Annotated in this window: 16 protein-coding genes; 13 read left to right on the plus strand and 3 right to left on the minus strand. The window is 66.1% G+C overall.

Annotation, left to right across the window (positions count from 1 at the left end):
• The first annotated feature begins 37 nt into the window (after positions 1 to 37).
• The 7 genes from HYG77_RS26165 (at position 38) to HYG77_RS26195 (ending at position 7,849) form a co-directional block, all read left to right on the plus strand.
• Entirely contained in the window at positions 38 to 451 is a 414-nt protein-coding gene (locus tag HYG77_RS26165; protein ID WP_109331900.1) for a PPOX class F420-dependent oxidoreductase, read from the plus strand.
• 146 nt (positions 452 to 597) lie between these two features.
• Positions 598 to 2,238 carry an L-glutamate gamma-semialdehyde dehydrogenase gene (gene pruA / locus HYG77_RS26170; RefSeq protein ID WP_208961104.1) on the plus strand — a complete coding sequence of 547 codons (1,641 nt, stop codon included), beginning with the start codon at positions 598 to 600 and terminating at the stop codon, positions 2,236 to 2,238.
• Positions 2,235 to 3,212 (plus strand): proline dehydrogenase family protein, encoded by a 978-nt coding sequence (locus HYG77_RS26175; RefSeq protein WP_208961105.1) that lies wholly within the window; start codon positions 2,235 to 2,237, stop codon positions 3,210 to 3,212. Before pruA ends, HYG77_RS26175 begins: the two co-directional genes overlap by 4 nt.
• 52 nt (positions 3,213 to 3,264) lie before the next feature.
• On the plus strand, positions 3,265 to 3,924 hold the full coding sequence (locus tag HYG77_RS26180) for a rhomboid family intramembrane serine protease (RefSeq protein ID WP_208961106.1): 660 nt from the start codon (positions 3,265 to 3,267) through the stop codon (positions 3,922 to 3,924).
• Between the two features lie 12 nt (positions 3,925 to 3,936).
• A complete protein-coding gene (locus HYG77_RS26185) occupies positions 3,937 to 5,337 on the plus strand; it encodes an acyl-CoA synthetase (protein ID WP_208961107.1) in 1,401 nt (466 codons plus the stop codon).
• Between the two features lie 52 nt (positions 5,338 to 5,389).
• The gene (locus tag HYG77_RS26190; RefSeq protein ID WP_230989903.1) at positions 5,390 to 6,430 is read left to right on the plus strand and encodes an NADP-dependent oxidoreductase; all 1,041 of its coding nucleotides are present in this window, start codon (positions 5,390 to 5,392) and stop codon (positions 6,428 to 6,430) included.
• Between the two features lie 180 nt (positions 6,431 to 6,610).
• Complete coding sequence (locus HYG77_RS26195; RefSeq protein ID WP_109331890.1) at positions 6,611 to 7,849, plus strand: helix-turn-helix domain-containing protein; 1,239 nt, start codon at positions 6,611 to 6,613, stop codon at positions 7,847 to 7,849.
• Here HYG77_RS26195 and HYG77_RS26200 read toward each other — a convergent pair.
• Positions 7,792 to 8,835 (minus strand): acyl-ACP desaturase, encoded by a 1,044-nt coding sequence (locus tag HYG77_RS26200; protein ID WP_230989902.1) that lies wholly within the window; start codon positions 8,833 to 8,835, stop codon positions 7,792 to 7,794. The two genes, HYG77_RS26195 and HYG77_RS26200, sit on opposite strands and share 58 nt — an antisense overlap.
• A 251-nt stretch (positions 8,836 to 9,086) precedes the next feature.
• Between HYG77_RS26200 and HYG77_RS26205 the strand changes: the two genes are divergently transcribed.
• Both HYG77_RS26205 and HYG77_RS26210 read left to right on the plus strand, forming a co-directional pair.
• Complete coding sequence (locus HYG77_RS26205) at positions 9,087 to 10,325, plus strand: helix-turn-helix domain-containing protein (protein ID WP_244373212.1); 1,239 nt, start codon at positions 9,087 to 9,089, stop codon at positions 10,323 to 10,325.
• A 105-nt stretch (positions 10,326 to 10,430) separates the two neighbouring features.
• Positions 10,431 to 12,071 (plus strand): substrate-binding and VWA domain-containing protein, encoded by a 1,641-nt coding sequence (locus HYG77_RS26210; RefSeq protein ID WP_208961108.1) that lies wholly within the window; start codon positions 10,431 to 10,433, stop codon positions 12,069 to 12,071.
• Here HYG77_RS26210 and HYG77_RS26215 read toward each other — a convergent pair.
• Both HYG77_RS26215 and dapD read right to left on the minus strand, forming a co-directional pair.
• Positions 12,043 to 13,428, minus strand: a complete 1,386-nt coding sequence (locus HYG77_RS26215; RefSeq protein WP_208961109.1) for an amino acid permease — start codon at positions 13,426 to 13,428, stop codon at positions 12,043 to 12,045. The genes HYG77_RS26210 and HYG77_RS26215 overlap by 29 nt on opposite strands.
• A 31-nt stretch (positions 13,429 to 13,459) precedes the next feature.
• On the minus strand, positions 13,460 to 14,413 hold the full coding sequence (gene dapD, locus HYG77_RS26220) for a 2,3,4,5-tetrahydropyridine-2,6-dicarboxylate N-succinyltransferase (protein WP_109331882.1): 954 nt from the start codon (positions 14,411 to 14,413) through the stop codon (positions 13,460 to 13,462).
• Positions 14,414 to 14,579: 166 nt separating this feature from the next.
• Between dapD and dapE the strand changes: the two genes are divergently transcribed.
• The 4 genes from dapE to HYG77_RS26240 all read left to right on the plus strand — a co-directional run bounded on the left by dapE (position 14,580) and on the right by HYG77_RS26240 (position 18,913).
• Positions 14,580 to 15,653: a succinyl-diaminopimelate desuccinylase gene (dapE, locus tag HYG77_RS26225; protein WP_109331881.1), complete on the plus strand. Its 1,074-nt coding sequence runs from the start codon at positions 14,580 to 14,582 to the stop codon at positions 15,651 to 15,653.
• Positions 15,654 to 15,695: 42 nt separating this feature from the next.
• Positions 15,696 to 16,496 (plus strand): TIGR00730 family Rossman fold protein, encoded by an 801-nt coding sequence (locus HYG77_RS26230; protein ID WP_159925414.1) that lies wholly within the window; start codon positions 15,696 to 15,698, stop codon positions 16,494 to 16,496.
• Positions 16,496 to 17,053: a TIGR00730 family Rossman fold protein gene (locus tag HYG77_RS26235; protein ID WP_109335251.1), complete on the plus strand. Its 558-nt coding sequence runs from the start codon at positions 16,496 to 16,498 to the stop codon at positions 17,051 to 17,053. The genes HYG77_RS26230 and HYG77_RS26235 overlap by 1 nt, the downstream gene beginning before the upstream one ends.
• 84 nt (positions 17,054 to 17,137) lie before the next feature.
• Positions 17,138 to 18,913, plus strand: coding sequence for a long-chain-acyl-CoA synthetase (locus HYG77_RS26240; protein ID WP_208961110.1), 1,776 nt, complete (start codon positions 17,138 to 17,140; stop codon positions 18,911 to 18,913).
• Positions 18,914 to 18,915: the final 2 nt, after the last annotated feature.

The raw sequence follows: 18,915 nt of genomic DNA on the forward strand, positions 1-18,915 counted from the left end.
TTGACCTCCAGCGTGGTTCAGGTTTTAGCGTGAGTTCATGCCTTTCACAGACGACGAACTCGCGTACCTGTCCACCCAGCGCCTCGGACGCCTCGCGACGGTCCAGCCCGACGGGACCTTGCAGGTCAGCCCTGTCGGCTTCCACTACAACCCCACGACGTCGACGATCGACATCCAGGGCTACCGCATGGCGGCGAGCAGGAAGTTCCGCAACGTCGCCGACAACGGGCGGGTGGCCTTCGTGGTAGATGATGTTCCTTCCGTCGATCCGTGGCGGGTGCGGTGCGTCGAGATCCGCGGCCGCGGGGAGGCGATCGACGCGGACGCTGCGCAGACGCAGGGCCTCGGTGGCCCGACGATTCGTATCCATCCGCGTCGCATCATCAGTTTCGGTCTCGGCGCCGAAGACCAGGACGTGCATCAGATGGTCTCGAACGCCCGCGACGTGTAGTCGCGGCCAAAACCGGATGGCTCTCCCTCTCCGGCGCTAACCTGGGCACAGGGTCCAACTCGGTCGGGTGTCCCGTCCGAGAAGTTCCCGTCACAGTTCGTTCGCGGTCACAGTTCCTCACGATCTGAGGGCAGGAGGCAGGCAGCATGGACGCCATCACCCAGGTTCCGGTGCCCACCAATGAGCCGGTCCATTCGTACGCGCCGGGCAGTCCCGAACGCACACGAATCAAGACCGCACTCGGCGACATCGCGACAAATCCCATCGACATCCCGCACGTGATCGGCGGAACGCACCGGCACGGCGCCGGCGACCGTGTCGACGTCGTGCAACCACACAGGCACTCCGCGGTGCTCGGCACGCTGCGCAACGCGACCCACGACGACGCATCAGCGGCCATCGAGGCGGCCACAGCAGCAGCGCCGGAATGGCGGGCACTATCTTTCGACGACCGAGCAGCAGTCCTCCTGCGCGCCGCCGACCTGCTGTCGGGACCGTGGCGGGAGACGCTGGCGGCGGCCACGATGCTGGGTCAGTCCAAGTCGGTGCAACAAGCGGAAATCGACGCACCGTGTGAATTGATCGACTTCTGGCGTTTCAACGTTCATTTCGCCCGGCAGATCCTCGCCGATCAGCCGCTCTCGTCACCGGGTGTGTGGAACCGGCTCGAATACCGGCCGCTCGAGGGTTTCGTCTACGCGATCACCCCGTTCAACTTCAGTGCCATCGCCGGGAATCTGCCTACCGCGCCGGCGCTGATGGGTAACACGGTGGTGTGGAAGCCGTCGTCGTCGCAGACCGTTGCGGCGTACTGGACCATCAAGCTACTCGAGGCCGCCGGAATGCCACCGGGCGTCATCAATCTGGTGACCGGCAGTGGGCAGGCCGTGTCCGAGGTGGCGTTGAGCGATCCCCGTCTCGCCGGGATCCACTTCACCGGGTCGACCCGGACATTTCAGCACCTGTGGCGGCAGATCGGGGAGAACATCGGCAACTATGCCGGTTATCCGCGGCTGGTCGGCGAGACCGGCGGCAAGGATTTCGTGGTCGCGCACACGTCGGCGGACGAGGACGTATTGCGCACCGCGTTGATCCGGGGAGCGTTCGAATATCAGGGCCAGAAGTGCTCGGCGGCGTCCCGCGCCTACGTACCGAAGTCCCTGTGGCACAGGATGCGCGACACCTTCACCGCGGAAGTCGACGCGCTCACCTACGGTGACGTCACCGATCTCGAGAACTTCGGCGGCGCTCTCATCGACCGCCGCGCGTACGAGAAGAACGTCGCGGCCATCGAGCGCGCACGCGCCACCACCGGCGTCGAGATCGCCGTGGGCGGCAAGTACGACGACAGCGTCGGGTACTTCGTCCGTCCGACCGTGCTGCTCGCCGACGACCCGGTGGACGAGGCGATGACCACCGAGTACTTCGGCCCGATCCTGACCGTGCACGTCTACGACGATTCGGCGCCCGGTGCCTTCGCCGACATCCTCGGCGCGGTCGATTCGGCGGCCCCGTACGCGCTGACAGGGGCCGTGATCGCCGACGACCGCCGTGCGGTGGAAGCTGCCACCTCCGCGTTGCGGTTCACCGCGGGGAACTTCTACGTCAACGACAAACCGACCGGAGCCGTGGTCGGACAGCAACCCTTCGGCGGCGCCCGCGCCTCGGGTACCAATGACAAGGCCGGCTCCAAGCTGAACCTTCTGCGGTGGGTGTCGGCGCGCACGATCAAGGAGACGTTCTCGCCCGCCACCGACTATCGCTACCCACACATGGGGTCGGAATGAAAGCGCCCGCGTCCCTGGCGAATCCGCTTCGGCCGGCGATCCTCGCGGCCTCGCGTTCGTCCCGGGTGAAACGGGCGGTAACGGGCACACCGGTCACCCGCAAGCTCGTCGATCGATTCATCGCCGGCGACGACCGGAACTCGGTTCTGCGCACGGTCCGCGCCCTCCTCGACTCGGGCCGCTCCGTCTCCATCGATTTCCTCGGCGAGGACACCCGCGACGAGGAGGGAGCGCGGGCAACGGTCGACGAGTATCTGCAACTCGTCGCCGCCCTCGGAGCCTTACCCGAGGCGGCGCCCGGCGGGTCGGGCGTGCGCCGGCTCGAGGTGTCGATGAAGTTGTCGGCGCTCGGGCTGGCGCTTCCGGACCGTGGAACCGAAGTGGCCACCGAGAACGCCCGCACCATCTGCGCGGCCGCGGAGGCCGCCGGCGTCTGGGTCACCGTGGACGCCGAGGATCACACCACCACCGATTCGACTCTCTCGATCGTGCGCGAACTCCGGCGGGACTACCCCTGGCTGGGCGCCGTGCTGCAGTCGTATCTGCGGCGCACCGAACAGGACTGCCGCGAACTGGCGGGTTCCGGCTCCCGGGTCCGTCTCTGCAAGGGTGCCTATCAGGAGCCGGAGTCGGTGGCGTTCAGAGACCGTGCTGCGGTCGACGCGTCGTATCTGCGGTGCCTCGGGGTTTTGATCGACGGATCGGGATACCCGATGGTGGCGTCGCACGATCCGGCAGTGATCGCTGCAGTCGGGCCACTTGTGACGAAATCAGGACGTACATCCACGGACTACGAGCACCAGATGTTGTTCGGCATCCGAGACCTCGAACAAGGCAGGCTCGCGGGTGAGGGCAAGCAGGTTCGGGTGTATGTACCGTACGGAACTCAGTGGTATGCCTACTTCATGCGCCGCCTCGCGGAGCGTCCGTCGAACTTGCGATTCTTCCTCCGGTCGGTGGTCAGCAGGGACTGAGATGGTGTGCCACGGACGCGGGACCGGGCCTGCGCCGTTGTAGAGTTTCGCGGTGACCACTTCAGTCGAAGGATGGACCGGTGCGGTCCTCTTCGTGGTCGTCCTCGTGCTGTCTGCGCTGCTCGGGCAGGTTCTCGTCGGCTACCGACTGCCGGGTCACCCGCCCCGGACCGCCGTCGTGCTGTGGTCGGTGGTCGCAGTTCCGTCGCTGCTGCAGTTCGTGTTTCCGGCGATTCTCGATGCGTTCGATCGGGAGCCTGACCGGATCAGGGACGACCAGTGGTGGCGCATCGTCACCTCCGTCGCGGTTCAGGACGGCGGGATCGCCGGCACGCTGCTCAATTTGGCGATCCTCGCGTGGGTGGCGCCGCTGGCGGTGAAGGTGTGGGGGAGCGCCCGGACGGTCCTGCTGTTCGTGGCCGGTCAGGTCATCTTCGGATTGTTCACCGCTTTTCTCTTTCCTTCCTCCGGCGCCGGCAACTCGGGAGCCACCCTCACACTCGCGGCCTCCATCGCCGGGCTGGTGGTCATGCAGTCGAAGGAGTGGCGAGCCCTCGCCCTCAGTGCCGGGGTGGTGTTGGCGGGCGTTCTGCTCGTCGCGGTAGGCAACGCTCACGGACTCGCGGTGCTCACCGGAGCATTGCTGGGCGCCGCCCTGGCGACCGTCAGTCCGCCCGTGGGAGACCCGGCCGGCGCCGCCCGGCCCCTGTGAGAAGCTGTCCCTGTGCTTCTGCGATCCCTGAATCCTGTAGCCGTCGCCCGCGGCGACGACCTTCCTGACGCCGTCCGGATCGGCGATTCCACACTGTCGCGCAGTGATGTGCTCGGCGCAGCGACCTCCGTGGCGGAACGAATCTCGCGCGCAGACCGGGTCGCGATCCTCGCCACCCCCAGTGTCACGACTGTGCTCGCGGTGGTGGGTTGTCTCATCGCCGGCGTCACCGCCGTGCCGGTTCCACCTGATTCGGGTCGCGCGGAGCTCGAGCACATCCTGCGTGACTCCGGGGCGCAGGCGTGGCTCGGCGAGGCTCCGCAGAACGCTGCGGGGTTGCCCGTCATCCCGGTCCGGCTTCACGCCCGCTCCTGGCACAGCTATCCCGAGCCGCCCGACACGGCCACTGCATTCATCCTCTACACCTCCGGGACGACGGGACCGCCGAAGGGCGTACTCCTCAGCCGGAAGGCGATTGCCGCCGGACTCGACGCGCTCGCCGAGGCGTGGGAGTGGACCGGCGCCGACACCGTGGTGCACGGACTCCCGCTCTTCCACATCCACGGGCTGATTCTCGGGGTGCTCGGACCGCTACGGTTCGGCGGCCCGCTCGTGCACACCGTCAAACCGGTCCCCAAGGCGTACGCCGCCGCCCGCGGAACGATGTATTTCGGCGTTCCGACGGTGTGGAGCCGCATCGCCGACGACCCCGAGTCGGCTCGTGCGCTGTCGAGTGCGCGGTTGCTGGTGTCGGGCAGTGCGCCTCTTCCGGTGCCCGTGTTCGACAAGATCCGCGAGCTGACCGGCCTCGCACTGATCGAGCGCTACGGGATGAGCGAGACGATGCTGACCCTCAGTACGCGGGCGGACGGGGAGCGTCGCCCCGGCTGGGTCGGCGTCCCCCTTCGCGGCGTCGAAACCCGACTGCGGGACGAACGGGGCGGTGACGTTCCCCGCGACGGTGAATCGATAGGCGGACTGCAGGTGCGGGGTCCGATGCTGTTCGACGGATATCTGGGCCGTCCGGAGGCGACTGCCCAATCGTGGACCGAGGACGGTTGGTTCAAGACCGGCGACGTCGCCGTCATCGACCCAGGGGGGTTTCATCGCATCGTCGGACGCGAATCCACGGACCTCATCAAGTCGGGCGGTTTCCGGGTCGGGGCGGGCGAGGTGGAGACATCGCTGCTCGGTCACCCGAGTGTGCGGGAAGCGGCGGTGGTCGGCGTTCCCGACCCCGACCTCGGCCAGCGACTGGTCGCCTTCGTGGTGGGGGAGAACGTCTCGGAGACCGAGTTGATCGACCACGTCGCCGCTGAACTGTCGGTACACAAGCGACCCCGCGAAATCAGGGTGGTCGACTCCCTGCCCCGCAACGCCATGGGAAAGGTGCAGAAGAACCAACTCTTCTGACGTCGGTAGTGTGGCGTTCGGAACCGGACCACTACGGATGGGCAGGCGCACAGTGAGTGTCGACAGCATTGTTCAGAGCACCCGGATCGTCCTGGCGTCCCGGCCGGACGGCGCGCCCACGACGGACAACTTCCGTCTCGAGGTAGTGAGTTTGCCCGAACTTTCCGAGGGGCAGGTGCTGATCCGCGTCATCTACCTCTCGCTCGACCCGTACATGCGGGGGCGAATGAGCACCGCCGAATCGTATGCCGATCCGGTCGAGATCGACGAGGTGATGGTGGGTGGCACTGTCGGCCAGGTGGTCGAATCGCGCCACCCTGAATTTCCGGCCGGTGACTATGTCCTCGCCTACGCGGGGTGGCAGTCGCACGCGGTGGTCGACGGTCGCCACCTGCGCAAGCTCGACCCCGCCGCGGCGCCGCTGTCGACCGCGGTCGGCGTTCTCGGAATGCCCGGATTCACTGCCTACTCCGGATTACTGAAGATCGGGCAACCGAAGGCAGGCGAGACCGTCGTCGTCGCGGCGGCGAGCGGACCGGTCGGTTCCGCGGTCGGCCAGATCGCGAAAGTGAAGGGCGCCAGGGCAGTCGGCATCGCCGGCGGTCCCGAGAAATGTGCCTATGTGTTGGAGAAGCTGGGTTTCGATGCCGTGGTCGACCATCGGGCTCCTGATTTCGCCGAACAACTCCGCGCCGCGGTGCCGGACGGTATCGACGTCTACTTCGAGAACGTCGGCGGCGCTGTCGCCGCCGCGGTGCTCCCGCTCCTCAACCTCTATGCTCGCGTTCCCGTGTGCGGTTTGATCGCCCAGTACAACGACACAGCGGCTCCCGAGGGGCCGGATCGGTTGCCCGGCTTCTTCAGTCGTGTCCTGGTGAAGAGTCTCACCATCCGCGGTTTCATTCAGAGCGAGTTCGTGCCGGAGATGTTCGCCGACTTCCAGCGGGACGTTGCGGCGTGGATCGCCGAGGGTCGCTTCGCCTACCGGGAAGACTTCGTCGAGGGCATCGAGAACGCTCCGTCAGCATTCATCGGCCTTCTCGAGGGAAGAAACTTCGGCAAGCTGGTGGTCCGGGTCGGCGAGGAGAACTGAGGTCTGCCCGGCCGGTGCCGGGTCTGCTCTCGACCGACTTGTCGTCCGCACATCGCCGTATTCCCCCTGCACAGAGCGTTGTCGTGATAAAACAGTTATAGAAGCGAACCCTCGTTATGTGCACGTGATGTCGATGGTGCGCAAGTTCGGTGTCATCCACATATTGGAGTGATGAGATCTATGACAGATCACAGTGCGGGGGCGGGTTTGCAGATTCTCGTCGACGGTAGGCCGGCGTCTGCCCCTTTACGCGACACGCACGCAGTCGCACGAAAACTCGTACGGCATTTCGCGGACAACGTGACTCCTTGCGGTTCTCTGCCCGGTGAGCAACTCCAGAGCGACGTCACCGATTTCACGGTCGTGTGCCTGCGCCTCGGCATCCAGATGCTCGATGAGGGAACTTCGCCCACCGAAGAAGATCTCGCCGAAGTGCGGGACGCCTCGGCTCGGTGGGCCCGCGAGGGCTTCCCCTTGACGCTGGTTCTGCGCATCCTCCATGAGGGAATCACCAAGGCCGGCGACCTTGCGGCGGCCAACGCCCGCGAAGAGGACCTGCCGGGCCTTCTGGTCATCCAGAAGGTGATGTTCGCGCTTCTCGAGTGCGTGACGGTCGCGGCCACAACCAGCTACGTCAATGAACTCGAGGCGGTCAACAGTGAGCGCGACGGCGCCGCCGTCAACCTCGTCACCGCCCTCCTCAGCGGCCGGAAGGCAGCGTCGGCCGCCCGGCATGCGGGGGTGGAGCCGGCCGAGAACTACGTCGTCATGGGCCTTGCGGTACCGCCGCATCCGGCCGAGGCAGTCGCTCACCGGCGCAAGGCCGTGGTGGCGCGGCAAAAGCTACGGCGTCTGCAGATCGAACTTTCCGAGGCCTCCGGCGGGGCGGCCCTGTGTTCCCTGAGTCCCGATGGCGGCACCATCCTGCTTCCCGGCTCGCCCGAGCGGGCGTGGATCGTGTCGCTGCTCGACCGCATCGGCGCGGCCGCCGAAGTGCCGCTGACCGCGACGGTGAGCCGGGTGCGTACGGCGGACATCCCGACGGCCGCCGAGCAGGTACACGAACTTCTCGACCTCGCGCATCAGCTGGCCTTGGCTCCAGGACTGTACGAGATGAATGATCTGGCACTCGAGTATCAGCTCACCCGTCCCGGCCCAGGTCGCACACACCTCGCACGCCTTCTCGATCCGTTGCAGAACTCACCCGAGCTGGTCGAAACCCTCGAAGTACACATCGGCCACGACCTGAACCGTCAGCGCACCGCGAAGAAGATGCACCTACACACCAACACGGTCGACTATCGGCTGAAGCGAATAGCGCAGCTGACCGGGTGTGACCCGACACGACCTTCCGGATTGCGTCAGATACAGGCCGCACTGGTGGCCCGGAAACTCGAGGTGGCCCAACGCGAACGCTGACCGCCGGGTTCCTCGGCCCGCGAGTTCGGTGTCGGGGAACAGGTGCGGTCCCGCGATTGTTCGAACCGCCGGGCCTGCATCTCCAGGTCCTCGAGATGTCGGCCGATGCATTCGCGAACCTGCTCGCCTTCCTTGCCGAAGTCGTTGCGTTCGAATAGCTTCCACTCCTCCAGGGTGGGGCGCAGCACCTGGTCGAGGTGCTGCCGAATGTCGTAGATCCCGTACTGCGCCATCCGAGTCGCAGTGTGCCGGAAGCCCGGCCGAGTCACCCCGGGCATCTGGAAGTTCAACACCACGTCGCCCACCGCCCGGACGGCCTGATCCGGGGTCAATTCCAGTGCCGCCGCACACAGGTTCCGGTAGAAAATTGTGTGCAGGTCCTTTTCGTCCCCGATCCGCGTGAGGATTCTTCCGGCGAGTGGGTCGCCGCACACCGGGCCGATATTCTGGTGCGCCACCCGGGTGGCGAGTTCCTGCAACGTGACGGACGCAAGGGAATGAAGCAGGCTGGCACCTTCGAGCGCGCAGGAAATTCCGACGGTCATGTTCTCCATCCGGGCGCGTTCGAGCGCCACAGGGTCGACCCCACGGAGCTTCACCAGGTAGTCGCGCAGGACGACGTAATGCCGGTCGTTCTCGGCAGTCCACATCCGCACCCACGTCGCCCAGGCGCTGTCCTTCGCGACGCTGTCGGTCATCTGCTGCAAGCCTGAAGGCAGGTTGTCTGCCGTGAGCAAGGTGATGATCATTGCCGCCTCCGCGACATCATCGAGTTCGCGGCGTTCCGGGTACATCATCCTCGGTGGCGGGGTTCCGCCATTCAGCGGGAGGTAGTCGTGCGGATGCCAGTCGTCGAGGGCCTTGCGGTGGCGTCGCAGATTCTCCTCCGCGGTCGTCTGCAGTTCACGGAGTAACTGGCGTTGCGGGAGCTGCGTGTTCCGGGGCCCCTGCGGGATCGGCATCGTCACGCTGGAGCGAGCAGTCATGGGGATCCTTCGAGGCGGCAACAGGGCGGGTGACTGACGGACCCTAGGCTGCGCGCGCGAATTCATGCCAGTCTTCTTCGGCTTTCTTGGTGGAGTTCGCAGCGGCGCCGGTCTCCGCTTGTCGAGCCTCACAAGGGGCCGCCGACCATCTGCGAGAAGTGGGTGCGTGAGTTCCTCGCGTGCAGTAACCTTCGGCGACTCATGTCGGCGCGAGATCTGTCCGGCGCCATAGAGCTAGAGGGAGAAATGCTGTGGCTGATAATAATTCGGAGACCGGCCAGGGCATCATGATGGATGGCAAGCCGGCGTCGGAGCCACTACGCAACTTCCAGTCGCTGGCCCGTCATCTGGTCTCCCGATTCGCCACCGAGAGCACGTCGCCCGGAACGGTTCCGGGTAAGCAGTCCGAGAGCGACGTCACCGAGGTGACGGTTCATTGCCTGCAGCTGGGGATTTCGATGTTCGACACCAGAAGCGAACCCGCAGAGGAGGACCTGGATCCGCTGCGAACGATCGCTTCCCAATGGGCGCGTGAGGGTGTTCCACTGAAATCCGTCCTGCACGTCTACCACGAAGGAATCCGCCGTGGGTGGGACGTGATCGTCTCCAGAGCTCGCGCGGAGGATCTGGCCGACGTCGTCGCGGGATCCCGACTTTTGCTTGCACTGGTGGAAAGCGTGACGATCGCCGCCACGTCCAGCTACATGGCGGAGGTCGAGGCGTTGACCAGCGAACGGAACTCGGCGGCGCAAGCGATGGTCACCGCCCTCCTGAGTGGGCGTAATCCGGTGCCTCTGGCCCGACAGTCCGGGATCGGATTGGTGGAGAACTATGTCGTGATCGGGTTGTCGGTGCCGCCGTATAGTGCGGACGCGAACCCGCAACTGCCCGAAGCGGTGGGGATCCGGCGGCGGACCCGACATATCCAGGCGGCCGTCTCGGACGCCTGCGGTGGTGCGCCACTCGCACTCCTCAGCGAAGAGGGCGGCACGATCCTCCTCCCGGGCACACCGACACCGGCGGAACTGCAGAACCTCGTGCGCAGGCTCGGCCAAGCTTCTGAGATGGACGTGACGGCGGCCGTCGCCGCCGCACGCATCGACCGGATCCCCAGTGCCGCCGACGAGGTCCACGAACTTCTCGACCTCGTCCGTCAGCTGTCCCGGCCGCCGGGGATGTATCGCATGGACGACCTCGCCCTCGAGTTTCAGCTCACCCGGCATGGGCCGGGGCGAACGCATCTCGCGAGTCTGCTCGAGCCGCTCGACGGTTCACCGGAACTCGTCGAGACGCTCGAGGTCCATATCAGTTACGATCTGAACCGCCAGCGGACCGCGAAGAAGATGCACGTCCACGCGAACACCGTCGACTACCGGCTCAAGCGGGTAGCTCAGCTCACTGGGTTCGACCCCACCCGTCCGTCCGGGCTTCGGCACATCCAAGCGGCCCTCATCGCCCGGCGCCTCGAGCAAGCCCATCCGCGTCAGTAGTGCGAGTTCGGCGAACAGCCTCTTCGCTACGATGTGTGGCGGATCATAATGGGTCGGGGGTGGGTCGTCGGTCGCGTCGTGACCGAAAAGTCAGGAAGGCAGGCGATGGCCGGAGGTCGTCATTCGAGTACGCACGACGAGCGCGGTGGCCGTTCCCTCGGTTTCTACATCGTCTGCGCCGCCGTGGTCATCGGTCTGGTCGTGTCCGTCGTCGTCATCGTGCAAGCGGTGCGTTCCTGGACCGGTGGCTGCGACCGCCTGGTCGATTACACCCTTGCGGCGGACCCGAGTATCGCGCCGGCGGTCACCGACATTCTGAGCGCGGCGACGGACACCGACACGGGTTGCGCCACCATCGCCGTCAGCGCTGCCACCTCGGGTGACGTAGCCGGACGGTTGGGCAAGGGCGCCGACGCTCCCGACTTGTGGATCCCCGACACCGGGGCGTGGGTAGGGAAAGCGGCACTCACCGCTGCGGGTCCGGTGGAAGTGATGACGGGGTCGGTCGCGTCTTCGCCCATCGTCCTGGTGTCCCGCGAAGATGAGGCGCCGGCGGTCGAGACCTGGCTTGCTGCGCTGCAGTTGAAAGAACTGCAGCTCGGTAATCCGCTCGTCACAGGCGTCGCACAGGGGCCGATCGATGCAGCCCTCGCGGAAGGCCGATCGGACCCGGTGTCCGCGGGCACCGTGCGGGCCGCCCTGGTGCCCCTCGCGCAGGAGGAGAGTGCGCGCACCGCAGACGAACCCATCGGCGAAGAGATGCTGCGCGGGGTAGCCGACAACGGCGGCGTCGCCGTCGCCACCGAACAGGCCGTAGCGGACTACAACGCCGATACCGGTCAGGCGCTCGCTGCGACGGTGCCTCCGACGGGCAGCACGTTCATGAATTATCCTCTGGTCGTCACGTCGCCGGCACCGGACCGCCACTACAAGGCCACTCAGGTCGCGCGCGCCGTCGCGGGAGTTCTCGGGAGTGAATCCGCTCGAACCATGCTGCAGGACAGTGGGTTTCGTGGCCCGGATGGCAGCCAATTGCCTGACGGGCGCGGGGTCGGTGAGGTCCCCGAGCTGGGCCCGGTGGACGAAACGGTGTTGCAGGAGGCGCTCGGTGCATGGGCGTTGATGGCGCTGCCCATCCGCACCCTCGTCGCCATCGATGTGTCGGGGTCGATGGAGACGCCGGCAGGAAACCGATCTCGGATGGACCTCACGGTGGACGCCGCGCTCGCCGGGAACGCCATGTTCCCGGACAGCGTGTCGGCGGGATTGTGGGCCTTCTCGCAGGGGCTCGGCGGGGGACCGCAGGACTACCGGGAGATGGTGCCGATCCGGCGCTATGACACGGTGGTCGACGGCCTCACGCAACGGCAGATCATGGCCCAGCAAGCGGAGAAGGTGGACGGCCTCGTCGGCGGCGCCACGGGGCTGTACGACACGGCGCTGGCCGCATTTCGGACCGTGCAGGAATCGTACGACCCACGCGCCGTCAACAGCGTGATCATCCTGACGGATGGTGCCAACGAAGACCCGGACTCCATCACCAAGGAGCAGCTGCTGAGCATCCTCGAGCGGGAGCAGGACCCGGCGCGTCCCGTCATCATCGTGACGATCGGTATCACCGACGACGCAGACGCGGCTACCCTCGCCGAGATCTCGCGGGTGACGGGTGGGTCGAGTTACGTCGCGAAGGATCCGGCGGACATTTCCAACGTGTTCGTCAACGCGCTCGCTGCCCGGGGTCGGTAGCGGGAACGGCCTTCCTGCGGTATCGCGCGTTCAGGAAGGCGAGCGCGGTGATTCCGAGGAACAGCACGCACGTCGAGAACAGCTGGGTTCGGGCGTCGGTGTCGAAGAGCATGAGCACGACGAACCCGCCGAGAAGCGCGAGCGTGGCGTAGCTCAGCCAGGGGAACAGCCACATCCGCACCGTCAGCTTGCCCTCACGTTCGAGGCGCGGACGCAGTCTCAGGTGGGAGACGACGATGAAGATCCAGATCACCAGGAGCGCCGAACCGACGGCATTGAGAAGCAACCCGAGCAGGTCGTCGGGTAGCCACCAATTGAGGAGCACGCTGACGAAACCGAAGAACACGGACAGCAACACCGCGTTGAGCGGCACCCCCGAGTGGGAGATCCGGGCCATGAACGCCGGACCGTCGCCGCGGCGGGACAACGAGTACGCCATCCGGGAGGTGCCGTAGATATTGGCGTTGAACGCCGAGAGCAACGCGATCACCACGACCAGTTCCATGAATCCGGCCACGTAGGGAAGGTGCGCCTGATTCAACACGGCCACGAAGGGTCCGCTCTTCAGGTCCGACGAGTCCCACGGGAGGACGAGCACCATGATCGAGATCGAGCCGATGTAGAAGACGCTGATTCGCCAGACGACGCTGCGTACCGCGACGGCGATCGACCGTTCGGGGTTCTCGGACTCGGCGGCGGCGATGGTGACGATTTCGATACCGCCGAAGGCGAAGGCCACTACCAGGAGACCGGCGGCGACACCGGCGAACCCTTCGGGCATGAAGCCGCCGTGTCCGAGGAGGTTGGTGGTACCGACCGGCTCGGTATCGGGGAGCAGCCCGAACACGAGCAACACACCGATTGCGAGGAAGGCGATGATGACGGTGACTTTGATAGCGGCGAACCAGAATTCGAACTCACCGAAGTTGCTGACCTTGGCAAGGTTGACGGCCGCGAAGAAGATCACGAACACCAGGGCGACCACCCACTGCGGGACCCCGGGCAGCCACCCGCTGACGATGCCCGAGGCGCCGGTGATCTCGGCTCCGAGAACCATGATCAGCATGAACCAGTAGAGCCAGCCCATCACGAACCCGGCCCACTCGCCGATGCCGATCCGGGCGTAGTGCGAGAAGGACCCGCTGGCCGGGATCGCTGCCCCCATCTCGCCGAGCATGCGCATCACGAAGACCACGATCAGGCCGGCGAGAAGGTAGGAGACGAGCACGGCGGGACCGGCCGTGGCGATTCCGACACCGGTACCGAGGAACAGTCCGGCACCGATGGCCGAGCCGAGACCCATCATCGTGAGATGGCGGACCTTCAGGCCGCGGCCCAGGGTGTCCGAGTCGGTCATGGTGTCGGGTGGTCGCGTACCGCTCACAGAGTCAGTCGTTTGCGTGCAGTGCGGCGTTCAGTTCGACACCGGTGCCCTTCCACGGCACCACCTCGACGGCACCCGACACCGAGTTGCGGCGGAACAGCAGGTTCGACTTGCCGTTCAGTTCCTTTGCCTTGACGACGGTGCCGTCGGGGCCGGTGACCTTGGTGCCTGCGGTGACGTAGAGACCGGCTTCGAGCACGCAGTCGTCGCCCAGCGAGATACCGAGGCCGGCGTTGGCACCGAGCAGACACCGCTTGCCGACCGAGATGGTTTCCTTGCCGCCACCGGACAGGGTGCCCATGATGGAAGCGCCGCCGCCCACATCGGATCCGTCGTCGACGACGACACCGGCGGAGATGCGGCCTTCGACCATCGAGTTACCGAGTGTGCCCGCGTTGAAGTTGACGAATCCCTCGTGCATGACGGTGGTGCCGCTGGCCAGGTGCGCGCCGAGGCGTACCCGATCGGCGTCGGCGATGCGGACACCGGAGGGCACCACGTAGTCGACCATGCGCGGGAACTTGTCGACACCGAAGACGGTGACGACGCCGCGGATCCGCAGACGGGAACGCACCTTCTCGAATCCTTCGACGGCACACGGACCGAAGTTGGTCCACACCACGTTGGACAGCAACCCGAACAGGCCGTCGAGGTTCACACCGTGGGGTGCGACCAGACGATGAGAGAGAAGATGTAGGCGGAGGTAGGCGTCGTGGGCGTCCGCGGGCGGGGCCGAGAGGTCGGCGATCGTGGTGCGAACCACGATCTGGTCCACCTCGCGCGCCTCGTCGGGTCCGGCGAGGAGTGCCAGATCGGACGGGATGTCGCCACCCTCGACCCGGACGGTGCCCGCTTCCTCGAAGGTGCCCAGCTCGGGCGCCGGGAACCAGGTGTCGAGAACCGTGCCGCCGACCGTCACGTTGGCGATGCCTACTGCTGATGCTCCCTGTGTGCTCACGGCACTAGAGGTTACTGGGTGGTCACGGGGGTGCCCCTCCGCGGTGGTGGCAACGGGTCGTCCCGGGAAACCCTGCAGGTCTGCGCCGCCTACGGCAGCGTGCACGACAACGCGTGCCGGCTGGCGGCAAGGCACACCGTAGACGTCCGCGGCTTAGGGTGGACGGGTGAGCACACTGGACCTGCATGCCGATCCCATCGACCTCACCGCCGCGCTGGTGGATATCCCGAGTGTCTCGCACGACGAGTCGGTGATCGCCGAGGCCGTCGAATCCGCCCTGCGCACCCAGACGAACGGATTCGAGATCGTCCGAAACGGAAACGCTGTGCTGGCCCGGACCAACCGGGGGCTACCGAGTCGGGTGATGCTCGCCGGACACCTGGACACGGTGCCGATCGCGGACAACGTGCCGTCGCGGCGGGAGGGCGACCTGCTGCACGGGTGCGGCACCGTCGACATGAAGTCGGGTGACGCAGTGTTCCTGCATCTGGCGGCCACCATCGAGAACCCGGTGCACGACCTCACGCTGGTGTTCTACGACTGCGAGGAGATTGCCGCCGTCCACAACGGGCTCGGACGGATCGAACGTGAGATGCCCGAATGGCTGCAGGCGGACGTGGCGATCCTGGGAGAGCCGACGGCCGGACAGATCGAGGCCGGGTGCCAGGGAACGTTGCGTGTCACCCTCACGACCCGCGGGACGAGGGCACACTCGGCGCGGTCGTGGCTCGGTGACAATGCCATCCACCGATTCGCACCCGTCCTGCAGCGCCTCGCCGACTACACCGCGCGATCGGTCGACATCGACGGCTGTGTGTACCGCGAAGGCCTGTCCGCGGTGCGGGTCGCGGGCGGAGTAGCCGGGAACGTGGTCCCCGATGCCGCAGAGGTGGATGTGAACTTTCGCTTCGCGCCCGACCGCAGTGCCGAGCAGGCCGTCGAGCACGTTCGGGAGGTTTTCGACGGGCTCGAACTCGGTTTCGAGGTCACCGACCTCTCGCCGGGCGCCCTACCCGGGCTGAGCGATCCTGCGGCGGCCGCCCTCATCGAGGCCGCAGGCGGCCGGTTCCGGGCGAAGTACGGGTGGACGGACGTATCCCGGTTCTCGGCCCTCGGTATCCCGGCCGTCAACTACGGTCCGGGCGACCCGAATCTTGCGCACAAGCGGGACGAGCACGTGCCCGTGCAGCAGATTACCGACGTCACGACCGTCCTGCGGGCGTACTTGACGGCGTCCTGACTGCCCGATCGGAGGCTCGGGCCACCCGTTAGCCTGGGGCGCATGGCACCCGAAAAGAACAATCACGGTCGCAAGTCGTCGTCCGTGAAGCACCGCGGCCCGATCCAGTTGAGGCGCGCCCGCAAGGACGAGGCCACGACCACCGACGAGCGGTTGCTGGACGAGCGGGGATCGACGGATTGGGTGCACACCGACCCGTGGCGGGTGCTGCGGATCCAGAGTGAGTTCGTCGAAGGTTTCGGTGCCCTTGCCGAGGTGCCCCGGGCGGTCACGGTGTTCGGCTCCGCCCGGACGTCGGTCGACCATGCGGAGTACGAGGCGGGCCGGGCGCTGGGTGCGGGCTTGGCGGAGGCAGGGTTCGCCGTCATCACCGGCGGGGGCCCCGGCGTGATGGAAGCGGCCAATCGGGGCGCCAGCGAATCCGGGGGCTACTCCATCGGCCTGGGCATCGAACTGCCCTTCGAGCAGGGACTCAACGAGTGGGTCGACCTGGGGATCAATTTTCGGTACTTCTTCGCGCGTAAGACGATGTTCGTGAAGTACTCGCAGGCCTTCATCTGCCTGCCCGGAGGGTTCGGGACTCTCGACGAACTCTTCGAGGCGCTGACGTTGGTCCAGACGCGGAAGGTCACCCGCTTCCCGATCGTGTTGTTCGGCACCGAGTACTGGTCGGGGCTCGTCGACTGGCTTCGGAACACGCTCGAGCGGACCGGCAAAATCTCCGAAGGGGACGTGAACCTGCTGCACGTGACCGACAGTGTCGAGGAGGCCGTGCAGATCGTCGTCAAGGCGCAACAGGGCGTCGACGACGGCGCACTGGCCGGCACGGAGGACCAGTGGTGATGCCGAAAGGTGTTGTAGCCGAGCCGTTGTCGGTGTGCGTCTACTGTGCCTCCGGGCCGGTCGGCGAACACTTCCTCGAACTCGCCCGCCAGATCGGCACCCACATCGGCGCCCGCGGCTGGCAACTCGTCTCGGGTGGCGGAAATGTGTCGATGATGGGCGCGGTGGCCGAAGCGGCGAGGGCTGCGGGCGCCAACACGGTGGGTGTCATCCCCAAAGCCTTGGTGCACCGGGAGGTCGCCGATGTCGACGCCGACGAACTTGTCGTGACCGACACCATGCGGCAGCGCAAACAGGTGATGGAGGACAGAGCGGACGCCTTCATCACGCTGCCGGGCGGAATCGGCACGCTCGAGGAACTCTTCGAAACGTGGACAGCGGGCTACCTCGGCATGCACGACAAACCCGTGGTCCTGCTCGACCCGGTCGGTCACTACACCGGGCTGCTGGAATGGCTCGACAGCCTGCGCGGAGGCGGATTCGTGGCCCAACGTGCACTCGACCGACTGCTCGTTCGGACCGACGTCGAGGCTGCGCTCGACGCCTGCGTGGTCTGAGATCCGCATCCCCCGGAGTCGTGGCGCTGGTTGTTACCGTGCAGTAAGGTGACCTGACTCATATTGCAGGCCTGAGGGGATGTCATGCGTTCTGAAGCACGTTCGACGATCAGTGTGGTCGACCTTGCCTGGCGGCTGCCGGCGATGATCCCGGAACTGCCGATCATGGCCAAGGGTGTCCGGGGCCTGATGCGCACCCCGGACGCGAAGGAATCGATCGGTCTCGTCTTCCAACGGGTGGCAGCGGCACACCCGGGTCGCACCTTCGTGAAATTCGAGGGTGAATCGATCAGTTACGCGTCCGCCAATGCGCGCGTCAACCGTTACGCACACGCCCTCGCGGACCTCGGCGTCGCGCGCGGAGACGTCGTCGGGATCCTCGGCAAGAACCTGCCGGAGACGCTGTTGATCGCACTGGCGGTGGTGAAACTCGGTGCCACCGCAGGCATGCTCAACCACAACCAGCGCGGTGAGGTACTCGCCCACAGCATCGCGCTGTTGAACAGCCGGTTGCTGGTGGTGTCCGAGGCCTGCGGTGAGGCCATGGACTCCCTCGACGAACCACCCGCGGTGTCCTCGGTCCTGTATTACGACGACCTCGATCAGCTCGCGGAATCGGCCGAACAGGACGACCCGGATGTGTGCGAGGAGATCCAGGCGAAGGAAAAGGCCTTCTATATCTTCACCTCGGGCACGACGGGCCTTCCCAAGGCCAGCTTGATGAGCCACTTCCGCTGGCTCAAAAGCATGTCCGGCCTCGGCAACATGGGGGTGCGTCTGCGCAGCAGCGACACGCTCTACTGCTGCCTGCCGCTCTATCACAACAATGCGCTCACGGTCTCCCTCTCCTCGGTGCTGGGGTCGGGCGCCACCCTTGCCCTGGGCAAACAGTTCTCCGTGTCGAACTTCTGGGCAGACGTCGAACTGAACGGTGCCACGGCGTTCACCTACATCGGTGAACTGTGCCGGTATCTGCTCAACCAGCCGGCCGATCCGCAGGATCGGCACAACTCCATCCGGCTGATGGTGGGCAACGGCCTTCGCCCCGAAATCTGGTCGGAATTCACCAAGAGGTTCGGCATCACGCGGGTGGCCGAGTTCTATGGGGCCAGCGAATGCAACATCGCCTTCGTCAACGCCCTCAACCTCGACAAGACCGCGGGAATCTGTCCCCTTCCCCACGCGGTGGTCGAGTACGACGAGGACAGCGGATCGCCGAAACGCCACTCCGACGGCCGGCTGCGGAAGGTGCGAACCGGTGAGGTCGGGCTGCTGCTGTCGAAGGTCACCGACAGGGCGCCGTTCGACGGGTACACCGACGAAAAGGCCACCGACAAGAAATTGATTCGCGACGGCTTCGACGACGGCGACTGCTGGTTCGACACCGGCGACCTGGTGCGCCGGCAGGGGTGGTCGCACGTCGCCTTCGTCGACCGGCTCGGTGACACCTTCCGCTGGAAGGGCGAGAACGTGGCGACCACCGAGGTCGAAGGGGTGATCCTCGCACACCCCGCGGTCGAGCATGCCGTCGTCTACGGGGTCGAGATCCCGGGTACGGACGGGCGCGCGGGTATGGCGGCCGTGACGTTGTGTGACGGCGAGAAGTTCGACGGCAGGGAGGTGGCGTCCCTCCTCTTCGAGCGGCTGCCGTCGTACGCCGTGCCCTTGTTCGTCCGCGTTGTCGACTCCCTCGAACAGACGTCGACGTTCAAGAGCCGCAAGGTGGAACTGCGCAAGGAAGGGTACGACGTCGAGGACACCGCCCGGCTCTTCGTTCTCGCCGGACGCAGCAAGGGATACTGCCCGTCCTACGAGGGTTACGTCGACGAAGTAGCGAAGGGCGCGCTCCCCAAGGGGTGACG

It is taken from the genome of Rhodococcus sp. ZPP (assembly GCF_017656075.1).
GTDB classification, from domain to species: domain Bacteria; phylum Actinomycetota; class Actinomycetes; order Mycobacteriales; family Mycobacteriaceae; genus Rhodococcus_F; species Rhodococcus_F oxybenzonivorans.

What these genes read in the sequence shown, in the direction of transcription:
- HYG77_RS26165 (WP_109331900.1), top strand. Translation starts at nt 38, where the DNA reads ATGCCTTTCACAGACGACGAACTCGCGTACCTGTCCACCCAGCGCCTC.
- pruA (WP_208961104.1), top strand. Translation starts at nt 598, where the DNA reads ATGGACGCCATCACCCAGGTTCCGGTGCCCACCAATGAGCCGGTCCAT.
- HYG77_RS26175 (WP_208961105.1), top strand. Translation starts at nt 2,235, where the DNA reads ATGAAAGCGCCCGCGTCCCTGGCGAATCCGCTTCGGCCGGCGATCCTC.
- HYG77_RS26195 (WP_109331890.1), top strand. Translation starts at nt 6,611, where the DNA reads ATGACAGATCACAGTGCGGGGGCGGGTTTGCAGATTCTCGTCGACGGT.
- HYG77_RS26200 (WP_230989902.1), bottom strand. Translation starts at nt 8,835, where the DNA reads ATGACTGCTCGCTCCAGCGTGACGATGCCGATCCCGCAGGGGCCCCGG.
- HYG77_RS26210 (WP_208961108.1), top strand. Translation starts at nt 10,431, where the DNA reads ATGGCCGGAGGTCGTCATTCGAGTACGCACGACGAGCGCGGTGGCCGT.
- HYG77_RS26215 (WP_208961109.1), bottom strand. Translation starts at nt 13,428, where the DNA reads ATGACCGACTCGGACACCCTGGGCCGCGGCCTGAAGGTCCGCCATCTC.
- HYG77_RS26230 (WP_159925414.1), top strand. Translation starts at nt 15,696, where the DNA reads ATGGCACCCGAAAAGAACAATCACGGTCGCAAGTCGTCGTCCGTGAAG.
- HYG77_RS26235 (WP_109335251.1), top strand. Translation starts at nt 16,496, where the DNA reads ATGCCGAAAGGTGTTGTAGCCGAGCCGTTGTCGGTGTGCGTCTACTGT.
- HYG77_RS26240 (WP_208961110.1), top strand. Translation starts at nt 17,138, where the DNA reads ATGCGTTCTGAAGCACGTTCGACGATCAGTGTGGTCGACCTTGCCTGG.